Annotated in this window: 21 protein-coding genes and 1 pseudogene; 16 read left to right on the plus strand and 6 right to left on the minus strand. The window is 61.9% G+C overall.

Translation table 11 applies throughout. The features are described from left to right. The 3 genes from J7I86_RS23395 to J7I86_RS22015 form a co-directional block, all read right to left on the minus strand. Positions 1-370, minus strand: a 370-nt coding sequence (locus tag J7I86_RS23395; protein ID WP_396019939.1) for an IS30 family transposase, incomplete at its 3' end; no start/stop codon positions are given. Continuing rightward, positions 297-719 (minus strand): helix-turn-helix domain-containing protein, encoded by a 423-nt coding sequence (locus tag J7I86_RS23400; RefSeq protein ID WP_396019938.1) that lies wholly within the window; start codon positions 717-719, stop codon positions 297-299. The genes J7I86_RS23400 and J7I86_RS23395, both read right to left, overlap by 74 nt. Before the next feature lie 97 nt (positions 720-816). After that, on the minus strand, positions 817-1,338 hold the full coding sequence (locus tag J7I86_RS22015; RefSeq protein WP_286180149.1) for a hypothetical protein: 522 nt from the start codon (positions 1,336-1,338) through the stop codon (positions 817-819). A gap of 320 nt (positions 1,339-1,658) precedes the next feature. Between J7I86_RS22015 and J7I86_RS22020 the strand changes: the two genes are divergently transcribed. The 5 genes from J7I86_RS22020 to J7I86_RS22040 all read left to right on the plus strand — a co-directional run bounded on the left by J7I86_RS22020 (position 1,659) and on the right by J7I86_RS22040 (position 3,852). Then, positions 1,659-1,943: a glutaredoxin family protein gene (locus tag J7I86_RS22020; RefSeq protein WP_214822990.1), complete on the plus strand. Its 285-nt coding sequence runs from the start codon at positions 1,659-1,661 to the stop codon at positions 1,941-1,943. After that, positions 1,940-2,224, plus strand: coding sequence for a hypothetical protein (locus J7I86_RS22025; RefSeq protein WP_214822991.1), 285 nt, complete (start codon positions 1,940-1,942; stop codon positions 2,222-2,224). Before J7I86_RS22020 ends, J7I86_RS22025 begins: the two co-directional genes overlap by 4 nt. A 5-nt stretch (positions 2,225-2,229) precedes the next feature. Further along, positions 2,230-3,084: a single-stranded DNA-binding protein gene (locus tag J7I86_RS23035; protein ID WP_286180150.1), complete on the plus strand. Its 855-nt coding sequence runs from the start codon at positions 2,230-2,232 to the stop codon at positions 3,082-3,084. Between the two features lie 71 nt (positions 3,085-3,155). Continuing rightward, positions 3,156-3,608 (plus strand): hypothetical protein, encoded by a 453-nt coding sequence (locus J7I86_RS22035; RefSeq protein ID WP_214822992.1) that lies wholly within the window; start codon positions 3,156-3,158, stop codon positions 3,606-3,608. After that, a complete protein-coding gene (locus J7I86_RS22040) occupies positions 3,595-3,852 on the plus strand; it encodes a ParB family protein (RefSeq protein WP_214822993.1) in 258 nt (85 codons plus the stop codon). The genes J7I86_RS22035 and J7I86_RS22040 overlap by 14 nt, the downstream gene beginning before the upstream one ends. Positions 3,853-4,039: 187 nt before the next feature. Here the strand turns inward: J7I86_RS22040 and J7I86_RS23215 are convergent, their stop codons facing one another. Then, on the minus strand, positions 4,040-4,195 hold the full coding sequence (locus tag J7I86_RS23215; protein ID WP_309476785.1) for a hypothetical protein: 156 nt from the start codon (positions 4,193-4,195) through the stop codon (positions 4,040-4,042). On the opposite strand from J7I86_RS23215, the gene J7I86_RS23040 reads away from it, so the two are divergent. Genes J7I86_RS23040 through J7I86_RS22055 form a run of 3 tightly spaced genes read left to right on the plus strand, consistent with a single transcriptional unit; the run spans position 4,121 to position 5,176 of the window. Then, the gene (locus J7I86_RS23040; RefSeq protein ID WP_309476786.1) at positions 4,121-4,435 is read left to right on the plus strand and encodes a thermonuclease family protein; all 315 of its coding nucleotides are present in this window, start codon (positions 4,121-4,123) and stop codon (positions 4,433-4,435) included. The two genes, J7I86_RS23215 and J7I86_RS23040, sit on opposite strands and share 75 nt — an antisense overlap. Positions 4,436-4,475: 40 nt before the next feature. Then, the gene (locus tag J7I86_RS22050) at positions 4,476-4,736 is read left to right on the plus strand and encodes a chemotaxis protein (protein ID WP_214822994.1); all 261 of its coding nucleotides are present in this window, start codon (positions 4,476-4,478) and stop codon (positions 4,734-4,736) included. A gap of 14 nt (positions 4,737-4,750) precedes the next feature. After that, positions 4,751-5,176, plus strand: a complete 426-nt coding sequence (locus J7I86_RS22055; protein ID WP_214822995.1) for a hypothetical protein — start codon at positions 4,751-4,753, stop codon at positions 5,174-5,176. Here J7I86_RS22055 and J7I86_RS22060 read toward each other — a convergent pair. Next, on the minus strand, positions 5,170-5,601 hold the full coding sequence (locus J7I86_RS22060) for a hypothetical protein (protein WP_214822996.1): 432 nt from the start codon (positions 5,599-5,601) through the stop codon (positions 5,170-5,172). The genes J7I86_RS22055 and J7I86_RS22060 overlap by 7 nt on opposite strands. Before the next feature lie 405 nt (positions 5,602-6,006). On the opposite strand from J7I86_RS22060, the gene mobF reads away from it, so the two are divergent. Then, the gene (mobF, locus tag J7I86_RS22065) at positions 6,007-10,419 is read left to right on the plus strand and encodes a MobF family relaxase (protein WP_214822997.1); all 4,413 of its coding nucleotides are present in this window, start codon (positions 6,007-6,009) and stop codon (positions 10,417-10,419) included. Positions 10,420-10,783: 364 nt separating this feature from the next. Here mobF and J7I86_RS22070 read toward each other — a convergent pair whose 3' ends face one another. Beyond that, positions 10,784-11,347 carry a DUF6602 domain-containing protein gene (locus J7I86_RS22070; protein WP_214823072.1) on the minus strand — a complete coding sequence of 188 codons (564 nt, stop codon included), beginning with the start codon at positions 11,345-11,347 and terminating at the stop codon, positions 10,784-10,786. A gap of 18 nt (positions 11,348-11,365) precedes the next feature. Here J7I86_RS22070 and J7I86_RS22075 point away from each other — a divergent pair. From J7I86_RS22075 to J7I86_RS22105, 7 genes and pseudogenes are all read left to right on the plus strand, one after another. Beyond that, positions 11,366-11,897 (plus strand): annotated as a pseudogene (locus J7I86_RS22075) (integrase core domain-containing protein); the annotation flags it as partial. 69 nt (positions 11,898-11,966) lie between these two features. Next, positions 11,967-13,076 (plus strand): hypothetical protein, encoded by a 1,110-nt coding sequence (locus J7I86_RS22080; protein ID WP_214822998.1) that lies wholly within the window; start codon positions 11,967-11,969, stop codon positions 13,074-13,076. Continuing rightward, positions 13,046-13,618 (plus strand): hypothetical protein, encoded by a 573-nt coding sequence (locus J7I86_RS22085; protein WP_214822999.1) that lies wholly within the window; start codon positions 13,046-13,048, stop codon positions 13,616-13,618. The genes J7I86_RS22080 and J7I86_RS22085 overlap by 31 nt, the downstream gene beginning before the upstream one ends. Positions 13,619-13,799: 181 nt before the next feature. Beyond that, positions 13,800-15,761, plus strand: coding sequence for a type I restriction-modification system subunit M (locus tag J7I86_RS22090; RefSeq protein WP_214823000.1), 1,962 nt, complete (start codon positions 13,800-13,802; stop codon positions 15,759-15,761). Further along, positions 15,758-16,939: a hypothetical protein gene (locus tag J7I86_RS22095; protein ID WP_214823001.1), complete on the plus strand. Its 1,182-nt coding sequence runs from the start codon at positions 15,758-15,760 to the stop codon at positions 16,937-16,939. Before J7I86_RS22090 ends, J7I86_RS22095 begins: the two co-directional genes overlap by 4 nt. Continuing rightward, positions 16,936-20,070 carry a type I restriction endonuclease subunit R gene (locus tag J7I86_RS22100; protein ID WP_214823002.1) on the plus strand — a complete coding sequence of 1,045 codons (3,135 nt, stop codon included), beginning with the start codon at positions 16,936-16,938 and terminating at the stop codon, positions 20,068-20,070. The genes J7I86_RS22095 and J7I86_RS22100 overlap by 4 nt, the downstream gene beginning before the upstream one ends. Next, positions 20,063-20,281 (plus strand): helix-turn-helix domain-containing protein, encoded by a 219-nt coding sequence (locus J7I86_RS22105; RefSeq protein WP_286180151.1) that lies wholly within the window; start codon positions 20,063-20,065, stop codon positions 20,279-20,281. The genes J7I86_RS22100 and J7I86_RS22105 overlap by 8 nt, the downstream gene beginning before the upstream one ends. Positions 20,282-20,329: the final 48 nt, after the last annotated feature.

Raw genomic sequence — 20,329 nt, forward strand, 5'->3', positions numbered from 1 at the left:
ATTGAGATTCCCAATGGCCCGGCACGGCCCGGTCCTGAACCTCAGCAGGACGTTCGGAGATATTGATCATTCCAGGGATCCGGTTCTTGCGCTGACCGGCCTTACGGCAGGGCTGCCTGACAGCCCGCCCGGTGCGCAGACACACGGCCAGATCACGCTTCAGCGCCCCACGGGACTGGACGTATAGGGACTGGTAAATCGTCTCGGGTGACACCCTCATCTCCGGCTCATCAGGGAACTCAACCCGGAGTCGTCCTGCGATCTGCTCGGGTGAGTACCTCTTGTTCAGGTCTTCTTCAACCTTCGCACGCAGCACAGTATTCGTGTGCAGTTTCGCTGGTTTCGGGCGCGAGGCCCGCTCGTAGGCCAGTGCGTGCGCTGAGGTAAGCCCGGTACGGCATCCCTGCCACCGAGTTACGCCGCAACTCCCTCGAAATCGTGGAGGCCGCCCTACCGACCACGGCGCCGATCTGCCGCAAAGATTGTCCCTGGGCGCGCAATTCACGCTGGGCGAAGGTCAGGCAACGGCCCTTCAGATCACGGCCCCGCCGGGGCCTGACACCACCGGCCTCAAGCAAGACCCTGCGTCCGGTACGCCTGCTCGTATTGATCGGAACCACGGCATCAGTGATGAAATCACCTGCCTGCATCCCGGCCCAAAAAACCTGCAAAAGATCAGGTCTCACATGAATTGAATACCCTGCCATGGCAACACCCATCCGCTAAGTGTTGCAATCACCGCAAGAACCCAAGGATCCTCCTACGGGACGACCGCATCTTGTCCTGATTGGTTCTGTCACCAGGTCGGACCGTGCCTTATCCGCTTTCCGGCAGTAGGAACGCGATTCGCTGCTCCGGAGCCCACACGTACGTGTCATCGCAGCCATAACCCCTCAGCCAGGGCTGCCTGGCCACGACCCGAAGGTAGAACCCTTTGGGGTACTCCACGTCCTCGCTGACGGGCTCGGACGCGATGTGGATCGCTCCGGCCGGGCCGCGACCTGCGGACAGGACTGAGTCCGGCGCGTTCGACTGGTCCATCAGCGCCAACCGCAGGTAAGGGCCGGTCACCAAGGGACACAGTTCCAGACCCTGGCTCCTTGCCGTCGCGAAAACCTGGGACTGAACGGCGCCCTCCAGGAGACCAAGCTGCTCTACGGTCCGCTCCACAATTCGCAGCGTTCGGTCTACAGGTGCATCGAACGCGGGGTGAGCGAGCAGGGTCTCTGCGTGGGCATTGAGCTTAACGCCTGCATCGCGCAGTGACCGGACGACCTCGGTTCGCGACTGCCCACCTACCCGAACCACAAAACTCTCACTCTTCGCTGTGCTCATCATGAAGTGATTCTCCGTCATTGGCGGCTGGCCAACGACCTCGCATGGCCCAGACCGTTACCTGGCACGCTGATGGATCTCCTTACGACCCACGCAACCTCAGTGCAGACGACTTCTGACATTGAGTGCAGTTAGCTTCTGAAAATGACATTTCCAAAACCCGCCAGACTCCAGAATCACCGAAAAACAACTACCAAACACCGGTCGAAAACCTCTAGAAATAAGGGTAAAAGCCTGTAAATCCGATTGGATAAACGCTAGAATAGTAGTAGCAAGTCAGCCAGACGAACCTAACCAAACTGATACGAAACGCAGGACTGAAAATGACTTCCTCAACCACCGATTACACGGTCTACACCAAGCCCGGTTGCCCTAACTGCGACCGCACCATGGAGTACTTCAACTCCAAAGGCGTCACCTACACGCCCGTGGACATCACTGAAGTGCCGGCAGCGCTGGAGTACATCACCCAAGAGCTCGGCTACTCCCAGGCGCCCGTCATCGTGAACAACTCCGATGACCAGGACCACTGGTCCGGCCTCCGCCGGGACAAGCTCGTCCAAGCCGCCATGAACCACACGGCAGCCAACCGCCAGGAGGCATCATGAAAGCCCAGCCCATCACCGCCGAGACCATCGCCCTGATCCTGGACGGCCATGGTGTCCTCTCGGAAGTTCGCACTGACCCTGAAATCCAGGCTGTCGCGTACGGGCTTGCGTTCCTGGACTCCCCTGCCACTCCGGCCGAGAAGCGGTTCCACGACGCCTCCACTGTCTTCTATGACGAGGAAAGCGAAAGCAGGTACGAGGTCAACAACCGCGATCTCTTTGAAGAGCAGCTGAGCGACAGGCTGAGCGTCCGCGTAGCCGAACTCGCCAACGCAGGGTGAGGACCATGAGCACCCCGCACCCGGTGGACGGGTTCAAGATCAGCCCGCGGATCCCGTTGGAAGTGGACCTGTTCCGGGAGACCAACCCCGGCGGCAGGATCTACCCCGACGCCAAGGAAGAACCCTTTGCCGGTTACTACGGCATCCCTTCCAGCGTCGAGGACGACCGGTACCTTGCTGCGATCAGCAGGGCACCGATCGGGGCCGGCGGTCTGTGGGATGAACACACCGCGGACCAGTACCAACCCAACGCCCTCACCCACGATGAACCGGGTGGGACCGAACCTCAGAACGAAACCAGCACGTCCACCGAGAACACCACCAGCGCACGAGGAAAAGGAACCATCATGGCCGGCGAAACCACCATTACTGTCATTGGAAACCTGACATCGGACCCCGAATTGCGGTTTACCCCGTCGGGTTCAGCGGTAGCGAATTTTACGATCGCCTCGACGCCCAGGACCTTCGATCGTCAGTCTAACGAGTGGAAGGACGGGGAGACGCTTTTCCTCCGCGCCAGTGTGTGGCGGGAAGCAGCTGAGAACGTGGCAGAGTCCCTGACCAAGGGCACTCGCGTGATCGTGTCGGGACGGTTGAAGTCCCGGTCATATGAGACCAAAGAGGGCGAAAAGCGGACCGTTATAGAGCTTGAGGTAGACGAGATCGGCCCCTCACTGCGTTACGCAAACGCGAAAGTGAACCGCACCCAGCGCAGCAACCAGGGCGGAGGGAACGGCGGCGGATTCGGCAACCAGCCCAACACCGGGCAGGCTGCCCGGCAGGACGACCCGTGGGCCGCAAACACGTCAGCGAACGCCGGTTCCTGGGGCAACGGCCCCGACTCCGAGCCCCCGTTCTAAACCACTAGCTGTCGGGGTCGGCCATTGCCCTGGCCCGGCACCACTCCCTCCAACAGGTACAGGACTTGAACATGACTCATGCAGAGGATCTTCGCCGTTGGGCGAAAGGAACGTACACGACCGAAGCGGCCACCGAGCTGTTGCTGCGGGCGTTCAACGGGCGTTTCGCCGAACCGGGTAACCCGTGGATCCACACGCCGGCGACCTCCGATCACGAGACAGACCAGGCGGCATGGATCGACTTTGATGTGCTGGCCGAAACCGCCCACAACGGCGCCTATTCCGGGGGAGAGGCACGCTTCTTGCTGCTGACAGCTTCGCTGGCGGGGAACGTCCATGTGGTCCTCGCCGATGTCCTGACCGGTTTGGACCGTCATGTGATTGATCTGGTCCTGGCTGCAGTCTCACACGCGACCGGCAGCCACGACCATCCCGGGATCACCGTGGCCGAGGACGGGACCCCGAAGTTCTCCGGGCTGCCGACGACGCTGTACCCGTGGCCTGGTGACGATGACATCCGCTGAGAAGAAGGGCCCCTACTTCACGGAAGAGGACCTGAAGCAGATCCGCGCGGCGGTTCAAGCCGTCGGTCAGTTCGAGGGGTATGTGTCCCTTACGGACTTCGTTGAAGCAGCTGCGCGCCGGGAACTGCGACGGCTGCAGCGCAAGTACAACAACGGCCGGAAATGGCCGGGAGTTGAAGCCGGCGAACTTCGCCCAGGGCGGCGCACCCGCGCCGAAACAGCAGCAAAGGAGGACCACCCGTGACCACCACCCAGCACAGGGTCCGGTTCCTTGGACGTGTCCCGGCCGTCCTTGCCCTGGCCGGTTGCACGGCCCAAGGCGGACCGCTGACTGTTCCTGCCGGCAGCCATGCGCCGTTGCATGAAGTCCCGTGTGAAGCGACGGGCACGGTGGAGCGGCCGCCGGCGCTTCAAGCCACGGCCAGCGGCCCCTATGCCGTGGAGACTGTGGTGGATGGGGACACGATCCGGATCAGCTGCAACGACACAGCACCCGCGTCAGACTCGTTGGCATCAACGCCCCGGAAAGCGTCAAAGACGACGCACCCGTCGAATGCGGCGGCCCGGAAGCGTCCACCTACCTGCACTCACTCCTGGACGGGAGCCAAGTGTTCCTCTCGGCGGATCCCGGACAAGGAGTGCGGGACAAGTACGACAGGATTCTTGCCTACGTCTGGACCGCCGATGGCACTCTGGCCAACCGGGCGATCCTTGAACACGGCCATGCCGAAGCTACCGGCTACGGCAAGCCCTTCGCCTACAGCGAGGACTTCACGGCGGCCGCTGACCAAGCCCAGGAGAACAAGGCGTGTCGATGGAGTTGCTGAGACCACCGACCGCGCAATACCGAATCGTTAGGGGAACACCATGGCCGTCGTTCTGATCTTCTTCGCAGCGTTCGCCGCTGTCGCCCTGGGCGGCTGGATCATCTACGCACTCACGCACCCGGTAGCCGCCGGCCAAGGCATCCTGATCTTTCTGTGCAAGACCGCCGGCGTCATCGCGTTGATCACCGCCGTGGTGGCCTGGCTCGGTCAGAGTCTGCTCCAGGCAGTGCCACCGGCGCTGTTCATGGTTGCCTTCTTCTTCGCCGCGAACCGGCTCGAACGCCGCTGGCGCCGCTGGTGAACCAGCCACTAACTATGACGCCCGACGAGAGACGCTTTTGGTCCAAGGTGATCAAGGGCCCGCGGGAGAATGACTGCTGGCTCTGGACCGGTGCGGTCGGCGACGACGGCTACGGGCGGTACTGGATCAAGACTCCGACAGGTCAACAGGCTGTCCGGCCTCAACGCTTCGCATACTTGCTGTTGACCGGTGAGCAGCTGGACCCCGATACCAAGCTCATGCACTCCTGCGATATCCCGCTATGTGTCCGTGCCACCGGCGCAATGGACAGCCACTTGTTCCCTGGCACGCAAGCCGAGAACCTGATGGATCGGTCCCAAAAGAGACGCCACGCCAACACCCATTCGTGGCGTTGGCGTGGCGTCGGCCGCGCTAACTTCACCGCTCAGTCGCGGCACTTCGTCACGCGCTCAAAGAGCACGGATGGGACGAATCAGTGATCCGACCCCTCATGTCCGGACACGCTCCCGACGCTCCCACTCTCTTCTGAGTCCTGCGCTTCGGCCGATGTGTCAGTGCCAGCCTTGGCCTTCTTCGGTGTGGCCACGTCGATGCTGCGGACATAGGAAACGCTGACGTCCAGGAGTTCTGCGATGCCCTGGCGGGTCTCGCCGGTGGCGAGCATCTTCCGTACTGTTTCCTTTGCATCACCCATGGCCGAAGCCGCGTTCTTCTTCGCCGTGGCTATCAGCTCCGCTGCCTGCCGTTCGGCTTCTTCGACGCCGGCTTCGGCCATCATTGTTGCGGCGTGGTAGTCGGTAGCCAGCGACTGAAGCGTCGCTTCGCGTTCGCGCCGTTTCGCGGCCAGTTCCTCGGTCTTCCGGCGTGCCTGAACGATCATCGTGTTGCGTGTCTTGCCAGCCATCACGCCCCCCTTTGGTGTGGTCGGTTTTCTGTCTCTTATCCCCATTCTTGCAGAAGGCACTTGGCCACCCGAAAACCTAACGGTTAGAAGCCCACCCGTGTTCGATCCGGAAGGGCCGACGGGGCCGTTGCAGTCGGTTTTTGCGGGCGCTGGCAGGGGTTAGACACAACTTGCCTGGGCAGGCACGGAACCACAGCTGTTTGTCGGGCTGTGCATAACCCCTGCCAGCGAGTATCAACAATCAAAGCTGCCGCTTTTCATATGGATACCCGCACCAATGATGATGGACTCAATCCGACATTTTTCGAACCGATACTCGCTAGCTCGCTTCACGCTCAAAACGCCAAATTTAGTCACACCTCTTGCATTTCGAATAAGCGAGGCCGATTCCGCTAGAATCGGATCATGATGTCGCTGCACGTTCTCAGTGCTGGCACCGGCTACCTGTACTACACACAGGAGACCGCCAGCGGTGATGAGCTGCGCGCAGGCGACCGCCAGCTGGGCGACTACTACACCACCCAAGGTCTTCCTCCGGGCCAGTGGCTCGGACGCGGAGCCGAAGCGCTGGACGTATCCGGGCAGGTCACCGAAGCCCAGATGGCGAACCTTTTCGGGCAGGGCCGGCACCCGGAATACGAGAGAATCCTCGCCGCGAAGCTTGCCGAGGGTCTTCCGGCGAAAGCGGCCGAGAAGGCCGCCCAGGCTGAGGCCAAATTAGGCCGCCGTTACTACGACTACGGCCCCAAAGACAACGCCCTCGCACAGGCCATCAGCGTCCGCGAGAGCGACTTCGAACGCATGCAGGGCCGCAAACCCACGGCAGCCGAACGGCACCGTATACGGGCCACCGCAGGGGCTGTGATGTTCTGTGAGGACCACGGACGCCCGCCCGCTTCCAAGGAAGAACTGGGCAAGTACATCACCGGGCAGCTGCGTCCCCAGCAGAACGCTGCAGCCGGGTACGACCTGACCTTTACCCCCGTCAAAAGCATCTCCGTACTGTGGGCTCTCGGCGACGGTGATACCCGTCGTCTGGTCGAAGAAGCCCACCAAGCCGCGCTCAAGCAGTCCGTGGAATATCTGGAAACCCACGCCCTGGCTACCCGGTTGGGGACCAACGGCATCGCCCAGACCTCCGTCAAAGGAGGACTGACGGCCACCGCGTTCCGGCACCACGATTCCCGCCTAGGGGATCCGAACCTGCACACCCACCTCGTGGTCTCCAACAAGGTCCAGGACCTTCAAGGGAACTGGAAGACCATCGACGGCAAGCTGTTGCACCGCTCCGCTGTGGCCGTCTCGGAGCACTACAACACACAGATCCAGGCCTACCTTGAAGAGCATGGGGTTCAGTTCGAAGCCCGCACCGTCAACGGGTCCAAGCAACCGGTCATGGAAGTGGCGTCCGTTCCACGCGAGCTGAATGCGCTCTTTTCCAAGCGCAGCGCGGGGATCCGTTCAAGCCTGACGGAACTGCGCCAGGCGTATGAAGAACAGCACGGCCACAGCCCCGACCAAGCCGCCCTGATCAAGCTCGCACAGGCCGCGACGTTGGACACCCGGCCCGACAAAGAGGCACCCAAGACCCTCGCGGAACAGGCCAAAGCATGGCGGCAGGAAGCCGGAACCCTGTTCACCGAGAAGGACCTGACACGCATCACCGGTGCCCGTTCCCGGACACTCCGCCCCGCTGAGACCGGGGTCGATATTGACGCCGTTGCGCGTCAGATTGTCGCCGCTGTTTCGGACAAGCGCTCGACCTGGACGGCGCAGAACGTCATGGCCGAAGTCAACCGATGGGCACGCGAATACGCCGTCGAACACGGACCGGTTCCGACCGGCACCGTGGAACAAGTGGTCTCCCACAGTCTCAGCACCGCCTCCGTGCGCATCACCCCGGACCAGGTTCACGGCCGGTTCGAAGCACTCACCCGCAACGCCGGAACAGCTGACTTAAACCACCGAACCGACACCCGGTACACCTCCACGAAGATCCTCGAAGACGAAAACCTGCTGCTGCGTGCAGGCAAACGTGACGTCATCCCGGCAGCCTCCATGCAGGACTTCGACGCCGCCGTCGACGCCTACAACCTCGCCGTGGCCACCGGGGAAAAGTCCCACCCGCTGGACGCCGGACAGATCGAACTGGCCCGCGAATTCGCCACCTCATCGAAGCTCCTGGCCGTGGGCATCGGAGCCGCCGGTACCGGAAAATCCAGTTCCATGGGCTTGGTCCGCGCTGCGATCACCCACGCCGGCGGCAGGGTCATCGGCCTTGCACCCTCAGCTGTGGCGGCGGCGAACCTGGGCGAACAGCTCGGCATCACGGCGGCGACAACGGACAAGTTCCTGCTCAGCCCCAACGAGGCTTTCACAGTCACCCCCGGTACGCTGGTCATTGTCGATGAAGCCGGTATGCAGGGCACCGGCAAACTCGCCGACGTCGTCAGGGCAGTGGAAGCCGACGGCGGACTGGTCCGCCTCATCGGCGATGACCGGCAGCTTTCCGCCGTCCAAGCCGGGGGCGCGCTGCGGCTGCTGATCAACGAAGTCGGTGCGACCGAGCTGGAGACCATTCACCGGTTCCACAGCCCCGAAGAAGCAGAAGCATCCCTGCTCCTTCGCACCCCTACCGAGCACGAAGCTGACCCGTTCGCCTGGTACAAAGACAACGGACGGGTCCAGGCCGGAAGCATCGAAACCGTTGAAGGCCTGGCGTTCGGGTTGTGGCAGAGCCGCCTGAACCAAGGCGACGCCGCGGTGATGATGGCACCGACCAACGAAAGCTCCCAACGGCTCTCCGAACGTGCGCAGGCGTACCGGATCGAGACCGGTGAAGTGGCAGGCACCGGGACGTCCGTGCAGTTGCGCGACGGTTCCCATGCCTGGGCCGGGGATCACATCGTGACCCGTCTGAACGATTCCCAGCTGAAGGTCAAGCGCGGCCGGGACGTTGTAAAGAATGGCGACCTCTGGACTGTCGAACAAGCCCACGAGGACGGGTCCCTGTCAGTGGCCCATCTCGAGCATGGCGGGACGATCCGGCTCCCCGCGGAGTACGTCTCAGGGCATGTCCACCTTGGCTACGCCCTGACTACACACCGCGCCCAGGGCATGACCAAAGACGCCGGTATCCCCATCCTCGATGCCTCCACCACCCGTGAGAACGCCTACGTCGCCGCAACGCGTGGCCGGGATGAAAACGTACTGTTCGTCGCCGTCGAAGAAGGCCAGGACAGGGACAGTGTTCTCGCCGCGATCGCCGGGAACCACAGCCAGGACTCCTCCGCACACGAAGCCATGGCCGCCGAATACGAACGCATCAACTCGCCCCTGACCCTGGCCGATCAGTACCGCTACGTCACCGAAGAAGCCAACACGCTGCGCATGGCCGCCATGGCACGGGAGATCCTTGGACCAGACGCAGAGAAGTTCATCACCGCTGAGTCCTGGGGCGCGGTGGCCACCCACCTGGCGAAGGCCGAACAGGGCAGCTGGGACACTGCCGGGCTGCTGCGAACCGCAGCCGGTCAACGCGAATTCCAGAGCGCCGATGACCTCTCCGCTGTGCTTGCCTGGCGCGTGGAAAGTATCATGGACAAAGCCCCCGAGCTGATCGCCAAAGCAGGCGAACGGCCCCTACAGGGACTCACCGATGAGCAACTGGCCGCACTCCGTGCAGAAGCCGAGGCCGGTGCCCGGGCCGCCCGTGAAGCAGCTGCAGTTCACGGCCCGAAACCAGCTGACCACTGGACCAACCGCAGGCACGGTAGCCTCACGGACGCCGAGCTTGAACGCCGGATCTTCACCACCCGGTTCACCGCACGGGAAACAGCTTCCATCAACGACCCCGCCGCTGCCCGTCGTGCCCACCAGCAGCTGCGCGCGCTCCAAGACGAACACCGGATCCGCAACCAGCAGCTCAAAGAATCCCAGCGCACGGCCGAAACAGCCGAACGCGGCGGCCGCAGCGTTCACGGGAAGAACCCCGCCGCCGGTGCCAACACCCAACGCGCCTGGGGACACGAAACCATCGCCGCCCGCGCACGGGCTGAGGAACGCCTCCGCACCCTCACACCACGCCCCGCCACCGCTGTACCGGCACCGGACAGGCTGCCTGAATGGCTCGCCCCCGCACGCGCGGCCGCAAGCCCGTACCTACCCCAGCCCTGGAAGGAAGAACTCGCCGCCCGCCGCGAAGTCCTCGCCGCGAGGTTCGACGAACGCGGCCACCTCCTGGCAGCCACACCACCGGAATGGGCGCAAAAACTCGGTCCCGTCCCGGCACGCCCCGACGCCGCCCAACAATGGCGCGACACCGCGGCAAGCATCGAAATGTTCCGCGCCCGCTACAACGTTCCCGAAACGGAAGCCACACCAGTGCCAGAACGGTTCAGAAACGAAGAAATCGGCCAGCAGCTCCACGACCAGGCAGTGACCGTGTCCAAACGCTCACACGCCCTGCCCGAACGCGCCACCGAAGAAGACCGGACGCTGGACGCCCTGCGCGCCATCGAGCGTAACAAAGACACCCACGCACCCGAAGCACCCGCTCAGCGTGCAACCGACGCAGACCGACAGGCCAACGTCCAAGAACCGGCCGCCATCACCCCCGAGCAGACCGAGAAGCCACGACTCCGCAGCCGCTTGGAGAAGATCACGGCCGAGCGAAACGCTGCACGGCTCGCAGCGCAGCAGCAAACAGAGCCGCAGACCGACCAAACGGCCGAGCAGAAAGAAGCCGCCAAACAGCAAGCAGAACGTGCAGCAGCGCAGGCCCGACAAAACCAACAAGACCAAGGACGCGAGCTCTAGCCCCGGGCATCGCAGAACCTGCTGCGGTGGTGGAGGTGCCCATGTTGGCTGGCGTTCTCACAGCCAACCCCAAGCTTTAGGTGGGCATAATACGACCGAAGCTTCGGTCAACCGCTATTTGATCGGGGCTTCGCCAATTGAGAGGATCCGGGGGCGTGCCTGTCTGGGGAGCCCACGCTTGGTGATATCAGCTTTCTGCGTGGTCCTCGATGTAGTGCCCATATGCGTCTAAATCGAGTGCTAGTACTGTGCCCTGCGCGGACAGCCTCTTGTAGAGTCGCATTGCAAACCAAATTAGCTGTTGGTCCGATGGTGCGAAGACAAGCTCATCTTCTACTCTTTCGACTGCACCCGTCACTGACTGCTATTGCCAAGTCCAGCCGGTCTGTTTGGCTTCCCGTGAGGAGGGACTTGCGAGCGGCTTTTCCTTGGATGTCTGCCCGGGATGTCTCAGTGGCAAGCAGGCCTCCCAGAATGGGTTTGTTCGCTGGCTCTTGAGGTGGGTAAGTTCCCCGGCGTGTCGGATGCCTACGGAGGTTCTATGTAGTTTGCGGACGCTGCCGATCTTCTCCCGAGCATAGTCAACGTAGTCCTTGCTCAACTCCGGTTTTGCCTCGAATATCGCGTAGATGCTCTCGACGGGGACAAACGTCAACTCACCCTGCTGAAAGAACAGGGGTGAGTACTGGCGGTCGTAGACGGCCACATCTATCTGTTGGCTTTGTTTTCCGTACGAATCGATCGCAAAGACGCTGCCTACTCCGTAGCGCCGGGGGAGGAAATCGCTGAGCATGCGTATCCAGTGTTCCTCCGTGGCGTCGCCCTTGGCTGTTGGATGACTGGTGAAAGTGGGCATGAGGCCAAGCCCGGACAGCATGTGTTTCTGTTTGGCAGCAAACGCCTGTTTCAAGTCAAACGAGGTGCTCATGGGTGCAGCTGGCTCCGCGGGGAGCAGAAGCGTTTGACCGCCCAGTATCCCATGCACTGGTCAGCTTCGACTTCCAGTCCGATGTGACCTCCTGCGGGCGGCACATCCGCTTCTTCAACGTCATCGACGAGTACACCCGCAGGGCATTGGCGGTCATTCCGCGCCGGTCGTTCAAGGCCTCAGACGTCGTTGCGGCAATGGAGAACATCATCGCCGAAACCGGCACCGCCCCGACCTACGTCCGCTGCGATAACGGGCGCGAGTTCACCGCCGCCGCGCTGGTCGATTGGTGCAACACGCGGGCGTGGACACCGCGTTCATCGACCCGGGCTCACCGTGGCAGAACGGCTTCATCGAATCGTTCAATGCCCAGTTCAGAAGGGAACAACTCTCCGGAGAAATTATGGACAACATGGCCGAAGCGAAGTATTTGGCTGACGAATGAAAAGCTATCTACAATCATGAACGGCCCCACGGATCCCTGAACGGCACGACGCCGAACCGCTACTGGGAAAACTGGACGCAAGAAAACCGATTAGCTATCGCATAGACGCTGGACTGCTAACGGGGGTCCAATCAGCCGCCCAATCGTGTCGTCCCGCTCAGATAGTATGAGGCCATGCCTCGCTCCTATGGATTCCGCGTATTCATCGTCGAAGCATTCATGAACCGCAAAAAGGACCAGCAGCCGCTGGACTGCTCGTCGTCCTCAAACGTCCGGAACGAGATCGTCGAGCTGCTCGAGCGCCTCGCCACTAGGAACACGCTCCGGTTCCCGCCAAGGGAGCCCGTGGACGGCGAGCCCCAGAAACCGACGCGCACGGCGACGCTCACCGGCCCCGTGGAGGTCAGCTCCGAAGTGATCCACCTCGAGTTGGCCGTCGGCGAGACCGGCAGCCACGGGTACGCCACGCACGCCGTCGAACCGCCGATGAACATCAAGGACCGGTCCGCCGAGCAGCCGCACCGCATCACGCTGGTGTTCTCGCCCCAGCGCACGACACGGTTCATCGTCGTGTGCCAGACCATCCACCGCCGTGACGCGGTGCGCCGCTTCTTCCAGATCCTGACCGACGAGGGACTGAGGAAGAAGCAGGAGATCCAAGAGGATCAGATGCGACAGAAAGAGCTCTCACGCGCCGCTGGACAACGGCCCCCGGCAGCCACATCGCCAGCCCGGTTACTGTTCGACGCCAAGCAAGCAGCCGACAACGCGTTCCTCGACGAGATCCTCCGCGGGGCCAAGTCGGCGGCCGCCACGTTCACCAGCCACATCGGATCGAACCGAGGGGGCACCGCTGATCGAGTCGACCGCACGTTGAAGATCAGCCTGCTCGACGACAACCAGCGCCAGATCGCTCCGACCATCGGCCGGAAATGGATGGGTCGCATGCGCGACGGCCGCTCCACCAGCGCGAGCGAGGGAGTGTCAGAGGTGTCTGTTTTGCTAGAGGAAGAGCAGCTGCTCGCCGAACATGAGGGGGACCGTTATGACCAGGTGTCTCTCAGCATCAAGAGCGAGTCGAACGAGACGACCACCATCGCGGTCGACACTCTGCGCGACGTGTTCACCTACCCCGTGTCCGACGGCGAGCCCAGCATCATCTACTACTACGAGAAGGTCGCTGATCGGATCCACACGATCGCGATGCAGGACGACCTGCACCTCAACCGGATCGATCCCCATGAGGTGCAGGAATGTCTGGGCGCTTCGATATTCGACCACTAGTCCGGGGTCTTCGCGAAGGGCTCAAGCTTCGCCGCGCTCGTGCTCAGGACGAGAAGCCCGATCGCTGGACACGGCTCGTCCTGATCGGCGTTCCAGGAGTGGTACTGGTACTGATGATCACGTTCCACGTCGAGCTCACGAAGGCGGACCAGCTGCTCGCCGGGGCCGCTCTGCTGTCGGCCGCGCTGATCGGTGCCTTCGCCCAGATCGTCACCTGGCGGGAGAGGATCCTGCGGCGCAACCGCGAAGTCGAGAGGATCAAAGTCAGGGCGCTCAACGAAGCCGGTGCGCATGTCCTAGTGTCTCTGGTCATGTCGGTCGTGCTCACAGTGTCCGTCTTCGTCCTCGCCAACCTGACGCTCGACCGTGCACCGATCTACGTGCACATCATCGCCTGGATCCTGAGCGGCGTCAGCGCCGGCAGCTTCGCCTACGTGGCCTTGTCATTGATCATCGTGGCAAACCTGCTCTGGGACGCCTTCGAACGCGAGGAGCAGGACATCCTCGATGAGAACCCGCCCCAGTTCCCCTCTAGTCAATAGGCGTTTCGAGGTAGCAATGCAGCAGCGGCCTCAGGGCGTGGACCTGCCCGACAGCACCGCTTATTGATGTGCAAAGCAACACGTGCCTTTCGAAAGAGCGTGTCGGCTGGTGGGCACTTCGTCTGCTATGTAAATTTTCTGATACAAGCTTCAATATCGGCACCACCAAAGAAGAGATTCAATGACTATCACCACGCCCCCGCAGACTCAGCGCGTCGCGACGACGGAGAACGTCGTCTGGGCCACTGCCGACAAGTTCCTCCGCCACGTCGTCGAGGAGACCGAATACGGCGACTACATCCTGCCCTTCACCGTGCTCCGACGCCTCGAGTGCCTGCTCGCCGGTACTAAGGCCGAGCTCATCGAATTCGTCGACAAGCTCATCGCGAAGGACACTCCTGTCCGGTTCATCGACGCCGAAGTCAAGCGCCGCTTTGGTCTGAGCTTCTACAACACCTCGCCGCTGAGCCTCGAAGCGATCGCAGCGACTGATGACCACGTCGAAGCATCGGTGCTCAACTACATCGCCGGCTTCTCTCATAATATCGCCGACATCTGGACCTCCTTTGAGTTCCCGCGTCTGGTGAAGAAGCTGGCCGACGCCAACACGCTGCACCAGGTGATTCGTCACTTCTCGACGCTGGACCTGTCACCTGAGGCGATGCCGAACACCGCGATGGGCGACCTCTTCGAGAACGTCATGTACCGGGCCTTCGACAAGAAGGGCAAAGCGGCCGGTGCGTTCTACACCCCCCGAGACGCGATCAAGCTCATGGTCGATCTGCTCTTCGCCGCCGACGAGGAATCGCTGACCGGTCAGAACACTACGCGCTCCATCTATGACCCCACCGCAGGCTCCGGCGGCATGCTGCTGGTCGGCAAGGACCACCTCACGGAGCTAAACCCTGACATCGAGGTCAATCTCTTCGGCCAGGAGCTCATGGACTCCGCCTTTGCTCTGGGCAAGGCTGACCTCCTCATCCAGGGTGGTCTACCGGATGCGATCCGCCAGGGTGACACCCTGCTGGAGGACAAGTACGGCGACCGCCAGTTCGACTATGTGCTTTCAAATCCGCCCTTTGGCGGCGACTGGTCGAAGCAGGAGAAGAAGGTCGTCGAGCAGGCGAAGGTCCCTGGCTCGCGGTTCTCGCACGGCCTGCCGGGCAAGTCCGACGGCCAGATGCTCTTCCTCGCTCACTGCGCGTCCAAGCTCGCGCCGGCTGGCAAGGCCGGTCACGGCGGACGCGCGGCAGTGGTCTCAAACGCGTCACCGCTGTTCAACTCCGACAAGGGACCGAACGCCATCCGCCAGTGGCTCTTCGACGAGGACCTGATCGACGCGATCATCGCGCTACCCACCCAGATGTTCTACGGCACCGGCATCGCCACCTATGTATGGATCCTCGACACCAATAAGGAAGAAGCCCGTAAGGGCAAGATCCAGCTGATCGACGGCTCGGGCCTCTGGGATCCGATGCGCAAGCCGCTGGGCGACAAGCGCCGCGAGATGGGCAAAAAGAAGCGCAAGCTCGTCCATGAGGCGTACAAGGCTTTCGAGGACGCGGACCCAGCGATCTCGCGCGTGCTGACCAAAGAAGACTTCATGTTCCGCGACGTGCCGGTCTTCAAGCAGGCCCGTCTCGCGACGGTGTTCTCCGACGAAGCTCTCGAGACCATCGCCGAGCACAAAAACTACACCGACGAGCACGCCGACATCATCCGCGGCCTCGACGGCTCTATGTGGAACGGCCTGGCTGTCGCGTTCCAGCAGCGATGCAGGAACGCAGGACTCAAAGCTCCGCTCGGACTGATCGATGCCGTCACTGACGCCCTTGGCATCCAGGACGACACTGCGCCCTTGGCCGTCGACCGCAAGGGCAACCCTGTCCTGCTCGACGGCTGGAAGATCACGGAGCGTGTGCCCATGAGCGAAGACCTCGACGAGCACATGGCCCGCGAGGTGCTGCCCTTCGCCGAGGGCGCAGCTTGGGACGAGTCGAAGGCCAAGCCCGGCAACGAGATTCCTTTCACACGGATCTTCTACGTTCCCGAGGAGCCTCGGACGCTCGAGGAGATCGACGCTGATGTTGCGCGCCTCATGGGCGAGCTCGCTGAGATGTTCAAGATGGTGCACGAAGGATGACACTCGCTCAAAAGTGGAAAGCAGCACCGTTCTGGTCGCTCTATAAGCGTGGGAAGAAAACGGGCTTCCCAACCGAGGAACTTCTCTCCGTTTATCGAGACTATGGTGTCATTAAGAAGTCAGACCGTGACGACAACTGGAATCGCCCAGGTGAGGACCTCTCCGCATATCAACTTGTGGATGCCGGGGATCTCGTGCTCAATAAGATGAAGACGTGGCAAGGATCTCTTGGGGTTTCGCAGCACCGAGGCATCGTCTCACCCGCCTACTTCGTATACAAGCCGCAATCCCAGAATGACTCTCGGTTTATGCACTACGCACTGCGTTCAGACCACTACATCAAGGTCTATGCAAGTATTTCAAAGGGCGTTCGGCCTAATCAATGGGATCTTCAGCCTGAACAGCTTGATGCGATGCACGTGTTGGTTCCAGATCTCACCACTCAGCAGCGCATTGCCGACTACCTCGACCGCGAGGTCGGCGAGATCGACGACATGATGGCGAAGATGGACGAGTTGGCGGGGCAGTTGGAGGAGCGGCGCGACGCAGTAATTCTGAGGGAGCTGCAGGATATTCCGGGGCGAGCGCAGCTGACCCTCACGGTGGATGTCATCTCGGGATCCGGGTTCCCTGACAAGTATCAAGGTGCGTCGACTAACGAGCTTCCGTTCTACAAGGTTGGGTCTATGTCTTCCGCAGTGAACGGTTACCTCGGCGAGGACGAAAACTCGGTGAGTAGAAGCACCGCTGCTGAGCTTGGCGCTCGAGTGATTCCCCCGGGGAGCATCCTGATGGCAAAGATTGGTGCAGCGCTGATGCTTGCTCGCTTTGTGCAGACGACGAAGTCTGCATGTATCGACAACAACATGCAGGCGCTCGTGCCGCGTGATGGCGTTGTGGATCCTCGGTTCTTGGCGTACGCGATGACTGAGGTCTCAATCCCCTCGCTTGTCAAGAATGGCCCCGTGCCCACAGTTGACGTCATGGGAATGAAAATGACGCATATCGCATGCCCCTCGACACTCGACGAGCAGAAACGCATTGCCGATCACCTCAATGACGTCACCGGTAAGATCGACGCCATGCTGGCGAAGGTCGCCGAACTCAAATCCCTTCTCACCGAACGCCGTGCGGCACTCATCACCGATGTCGTGACTGGCCGAAAGGAACTGGCATGAGCCACCACCAGATCCTCGAGTACGAGTTCGAGTCCAATCTCTGCGAAGAGCTCGCTGAACGCGGCTGGCTCTACGAGAGCGCCGGTGACCCGAATGCAGCCGGCTGGGACACCGGCCGAGCGATTGTGCCCTCTGAGGTCCTGAACTGGCTCTCGTCGCAGTATCCCGACGAGTACGAGAAAGCTGTGCCATCCGATCTCACCAACGGTGCACTCGAGCTTGCGCAGCATAAGCTCCTGGACCACATCATCAAGGAGCTGGGCAAGACGACGAAGATGGACCCGATCACCGGGCACCCTGTCGGTGGCCTGCTTGGCGTGCTGCGGCGCGGCTTCACCTATGCCCAGGTCAGCAGGCCTGCTGCCAAGTTCGGCCCGGTCATGGAGTTCCCTCCGGAGAACCCGAACCTGCTCAGCGTCATCGAGAAGTCAGACGCGGTGCGCCTGCGCGTCCTTCGCCAAGTACGCTTCGACACGCAGACGAACGAAACGATCGATGTCGTGCTCTGCGTTAACGGTCTGCCGGTGGTCACGCTCGAGCTGAAGACCGACAACACCCAGACGGTCAACCACGCGATCGCGCAGTACAAGAACGACCGCGTGCCTGGTCCGACCCGCGCGCTTCTCGCCCCCTCTCGTGCGCTCGTGCACTTCGCCGTGTCCAACGACCTCGTCTACATGACGACCAAGCTGCAGGGTTCTGAGACAACCTTCCTGCCGTTCAACCAGGGCAGTGACGGCCACGCCGGCAACCCACCATCGGATACCGGCTCCGCGACGAACTACCTCTGGCGTGAGATTCTTGCCCGCCCGACGTTCCTGCGCATCCTGAAGAACTTCGCGCTCTTCGAGCCCAACCGTTCGAAGAAAGGTGACGGGCGGCTGGTCTTCCCGCGCTTCCACCAGCTGCGGGCGGTCGAACGGGTTGTCGCCGACATTGAAACCGAGGGAACCGGAGGCCGTTATCTGATCTGGCACTCGGCCGGTTCGGGCAAGACCAAGACCATCGCCTGGTTGTCGCACCGCCTGATCCGCCACGTCGGCACAGACGCGTCCTCGACGTTCGACTCGGTCATCGTCGTCACCGATCGGACCGTGCTCGATGAGAACGTCCGCGACGACATGAACCTCGTGCAGTCCAGCGCGGGGCTCGTCGTCAACATCGGTGACGCCTCCGGAGCGAAGTCCGTGCAGGTGATGCAGGCGCTGCTCGAGGGCAACCACATCATTACCTGCACCCTCCAAACTTTCCCGCACGTGATGAAGCTCATCGAAGACACCGATGCGCTGCACGGTCGCCATTGGGCCGTGGTCGCTGATGAGGCTCATTCCTCGCAATCGGGCTCCACTGCTCGTGCGTTGAAAGGTCTGCTGGTTGACCTCGACCTCGACCCGGATCAAGACCTCAGTGCCGATGATCTGCTGGCCGCAACAGATTCTGCGATCGCTGCCAGCTCGAACATCACGTTCATCGCGCTCACGGCGACTCCCAAGGCGAAGACCTTGCGTCTGTTCGGCACGCAGGTCGCCGGCGAGGACCGCTGGGACGCGTTCGACACGTACACGATGGCGCAGGCGATCGAGGAGCGCTTCATTCTCGACGTGCTCACGAACTACTCGACCTACGACATGTTCCTCCGCGTGAAGAACACCCTCGACGCCGAGGAGGAAGAGACCGAGGTTGAAACCGGCCGTGCGGTGAAGGAGATCGTGCGCTTCACGCGACTGCATCCCACTGCGATCGCTCAGAAGGTCCAGGTCGTTGTTGAGCACTTCCGGCGAAACGTCGCCCACATGCTCGGCGGGCAGGCGCGCGCGATGGTCGTCACCTCGGGGCGCAAGGAAGCCGTCCTGTGGTCGGAGAAGATGAACGCCTACATCGCCGACAAGGGCTACACCGGCCTCGAAACGCTCGTGGCTTTCTCCGGGTCAGTGAAAAACGACGCCGACGAAGATGTCACCGAAGTTTCGATGAACGCACTCGGTGACGTGGCCAGGGCCTTCCGTGAAGAAGACGAGTACAGGGTCCTCATCGTCGCGAACAAGTTCCAGACCGGTTTCGATGAGCCGCGCCTCATGGCGATGTACGTCGACAAGGTGCTCAGTGACATCGCCACGGTGCAGACCCTCTCGCGCCTGAACCGCATGTACCCGGGCAAGTCCGCTCCGATGGTCGTTGACTTCGTCAATTCGCCAGAGAACATCCAGAAGGACTTCGCGCGCTACTACACCGACGCGCACGTCGAAGGCGAGGTCGACGCGAACGCGCTCTACGAGCTCTCCGAACGCCTCGACTCGGTGGGCCTCTACACAGAAGTTCAGATGCGTGCCGTCGCGCAGGCATACATGGGCCATGCGGGCGGCGAGGCGATCCAGAAGGCCCTCGGACCCATCAAGTTCGCCTGGAGCAGTGGCCTGCAGAAAGCTCGGCTCACGAAGGACAAAGCCCGCTTTGAGGAACTGAAGCAGTTCCGCTCCGATGCGATCAGCTACCGCAACGCGTGGCAGTTCCTCTCTCAGATCGTCGACTACGACGATGTGGATCTGCGTCTGCGCGCCGTGCTCATGACGCTTCTCGCTCGCAACCTGCACCTCACGCCTGAGGAGTATGACAGCAGCTATATGGACGGTGTGCAGCTCGGGGGAGTGAAGCTCGTTCCCGAAAAGGTCAACGCCGATTACAGCCTGAATCCGGCTATCCAAGGCTCCAGCATCGAGCTGCCGACGTTCACGACCGAGCCAGGGGGCGTCGGGAGCAAGCCGCGGGGGCCCCTCGTAGAAGCGATCGAGAAGGTCAACGATCTCTTCGGTGAGAAGGGCGTCGACGCGGATCCAGGCAGCATCGCGGGCTTCATCACCGCCTACTGGGGCTTCCTCAACGCTGATGAGGAGGCGATCGCGATGGCCAGGAGCAACAACGTCGAACAGCTCAAGGGGTCGACCAAGTTCTCCGACGCGAGCGACTACGCCATGTATCAGGCGTTCCAAAACACCGACGAGATCAAGAAGGCTCTCGCCGATCCGGACGTACTCGCGTCACTGCTGGCGATCACCGCTGAGAAGATGCACGCCGAGCACCACCTCTCCGATCCTGATGAGGCCGAAGCTGGTGAAGTCGATGGAAATGCCTGAACGACAGGCAGCCATGCTCGAGATCGCCCGGCAGGTACTGGCAGCCCGACTAACCGCAGGGTTGAGCCAGCATGAGCTTGCTGACCGCGCTGAAGTATCCAGACCCTCGGTGGCCCGGGTCGAACGCGGCGATGATGTCAATACGTCAACCCTCGGCAGGATCGCCGCAACGCTGGGACTGTCGTTGCAACTGAAGAATCAGGCTGACTGACGATACCTCTCGCTGCATGGCCGAATGCAACAGCGCCCCACGACTAAG

Source organism: Arthrobacter sp. ISL-95, from assembly GCF_018613695.1.
GTDB lineage: Bacteria > Actinomycetota > Actinomycetes > Actinomycetales > Micrococcaceae > Arthrobacter.

Excerpts from the sequence above, each read along its gene's own strand:
- J7I86_RS23400 (WP_396019938.1), bottom strand. The coding sequence starts at position 719 with ATGGGTGTTGCCATGGCAGGGTATTCAATTCATGTGAGACCTGATCTT.
- J7I86_RS22015 (WP_286180149.1), bottom strand. The coding sequence starts at position 1,338 with ATGATGAGCACAGCGAAGAGTGAGAGTTTTGTGGTTCGGGTAGGTGGG.
- J7I86_RS22020 (WP_214822990.1), top strand. The coding sequence starts at position 1,659 with ATGACTTCCTCAACCACCGATTACACGGTCTACACCAAGCCCGGTTGC.
- J7I86_RS22025 (WP_214822991.1), top strand. The coding sequence starts at position 1,940 with ATGAAAGCCCAGCCCATCACCGCCGAGACCATCGCCCTGATCCTGGAC.
- J7I86_RS23035 (WP_286180150.1), top strand. The coding sequence starts at position 2,230 with ATGAGCACCCCGCACCCGGTGGACGGGTTCAAGATCAGCCCGCGGATC.
- J7I86_RS22035 (WP_214822992.1), top strand. The coding sequence starts at position 3,156 with ATGACTCATGCAGAGGATCTTCGCCGTTGGGCGAAAGGAACGTACACG.
- J7I86_RS22040 (WP_214822993.1), top strand. The coding sequence starts at position 3,595 with ATGACATCCGCTGAGAAGAAGGGCCCCTACTTCACGGAAGAGGACCTG.
- J7I86_RS22050 (WP_214822994.1), top strand. The coding sequence starts at position 4,476 with ATGGCCGTCGTTCTGATCTTCTTCGCAGCGTTCGCCGCTGTCGCCCTG.
- J7I86_RS22055 (WP_214822995.1), top strand. The coding sequence starts at position 4,751 with ATGACGCCCGACGAGAGACGCTTTTGGTCCAAGGTGATCAAGGGCCCG.
- J7I86_RS22060 (WP_214822996.1), bottom strand. The coding sequence starts at position 5,601 with ATGGCTGGCAAGACACGCAACACGATGATCGTTCAGGCACGCCGGAAG.
- mobF (WP_214822997.1), top strand. The coding sequence starts at position 6,007 with ATGATGTCGCTGCACGTTCTCAGTGCTGGCACCGGCTACCTGTACTAC.
- J7I86_RS22070 (WP_214823072.1), bottom strand. The coding sequence starts at position 11,347 with ATGAGCACCTCGTTTGACTTGAAACAGGCGTTTGCTGCCAAACAGAAA.
- J7I86_RS22080 (WP_214822998.1), top strand. The coding sequence starts at position 11,967 with ATGCCTCGCTCCTATGGATTCCGCGTATTCATCGTCGAAGCATTCATG.
- J7I86_RS22085 (WP_214822999.1), top strand. The coding sequence starts at position 13,046 with ATGTCTGGGCGCTTCGATATTCGACCACTAGTCCGGGGTCTTCGCGAA.
- J7I86_RS22090 (WP_214823000.1), top strand. The coding sequence starts at position 13,800 with ATGACTATCACCACGCCCCCGCAGACTCAGCGCGTCGCGACGACGGAG.
- J7I86_RS22095 (WP_214823001.1), top strand. The coding sequence starts at position 15,758 with ATGACACTCGCTCAAAAGTGGAAAGCAGCACCGTTCTGGTCGCTCTAT.
- J7I86_RS22100 (WP_214823002.1), top strand. The coding sequence starts at position 16,936 with ATGAGCCACCACCAGATCCTCGAGTACGAGTTCGAGTCCAATCTCTGC.
- J7I86_RS22105 (WP_286180151.1), top strand. The coding sequence starts at position 20,063 with ATGCCTGAACGACAGGCAGCCATGCTCGAGATCGCCCGGCAGGTACTG.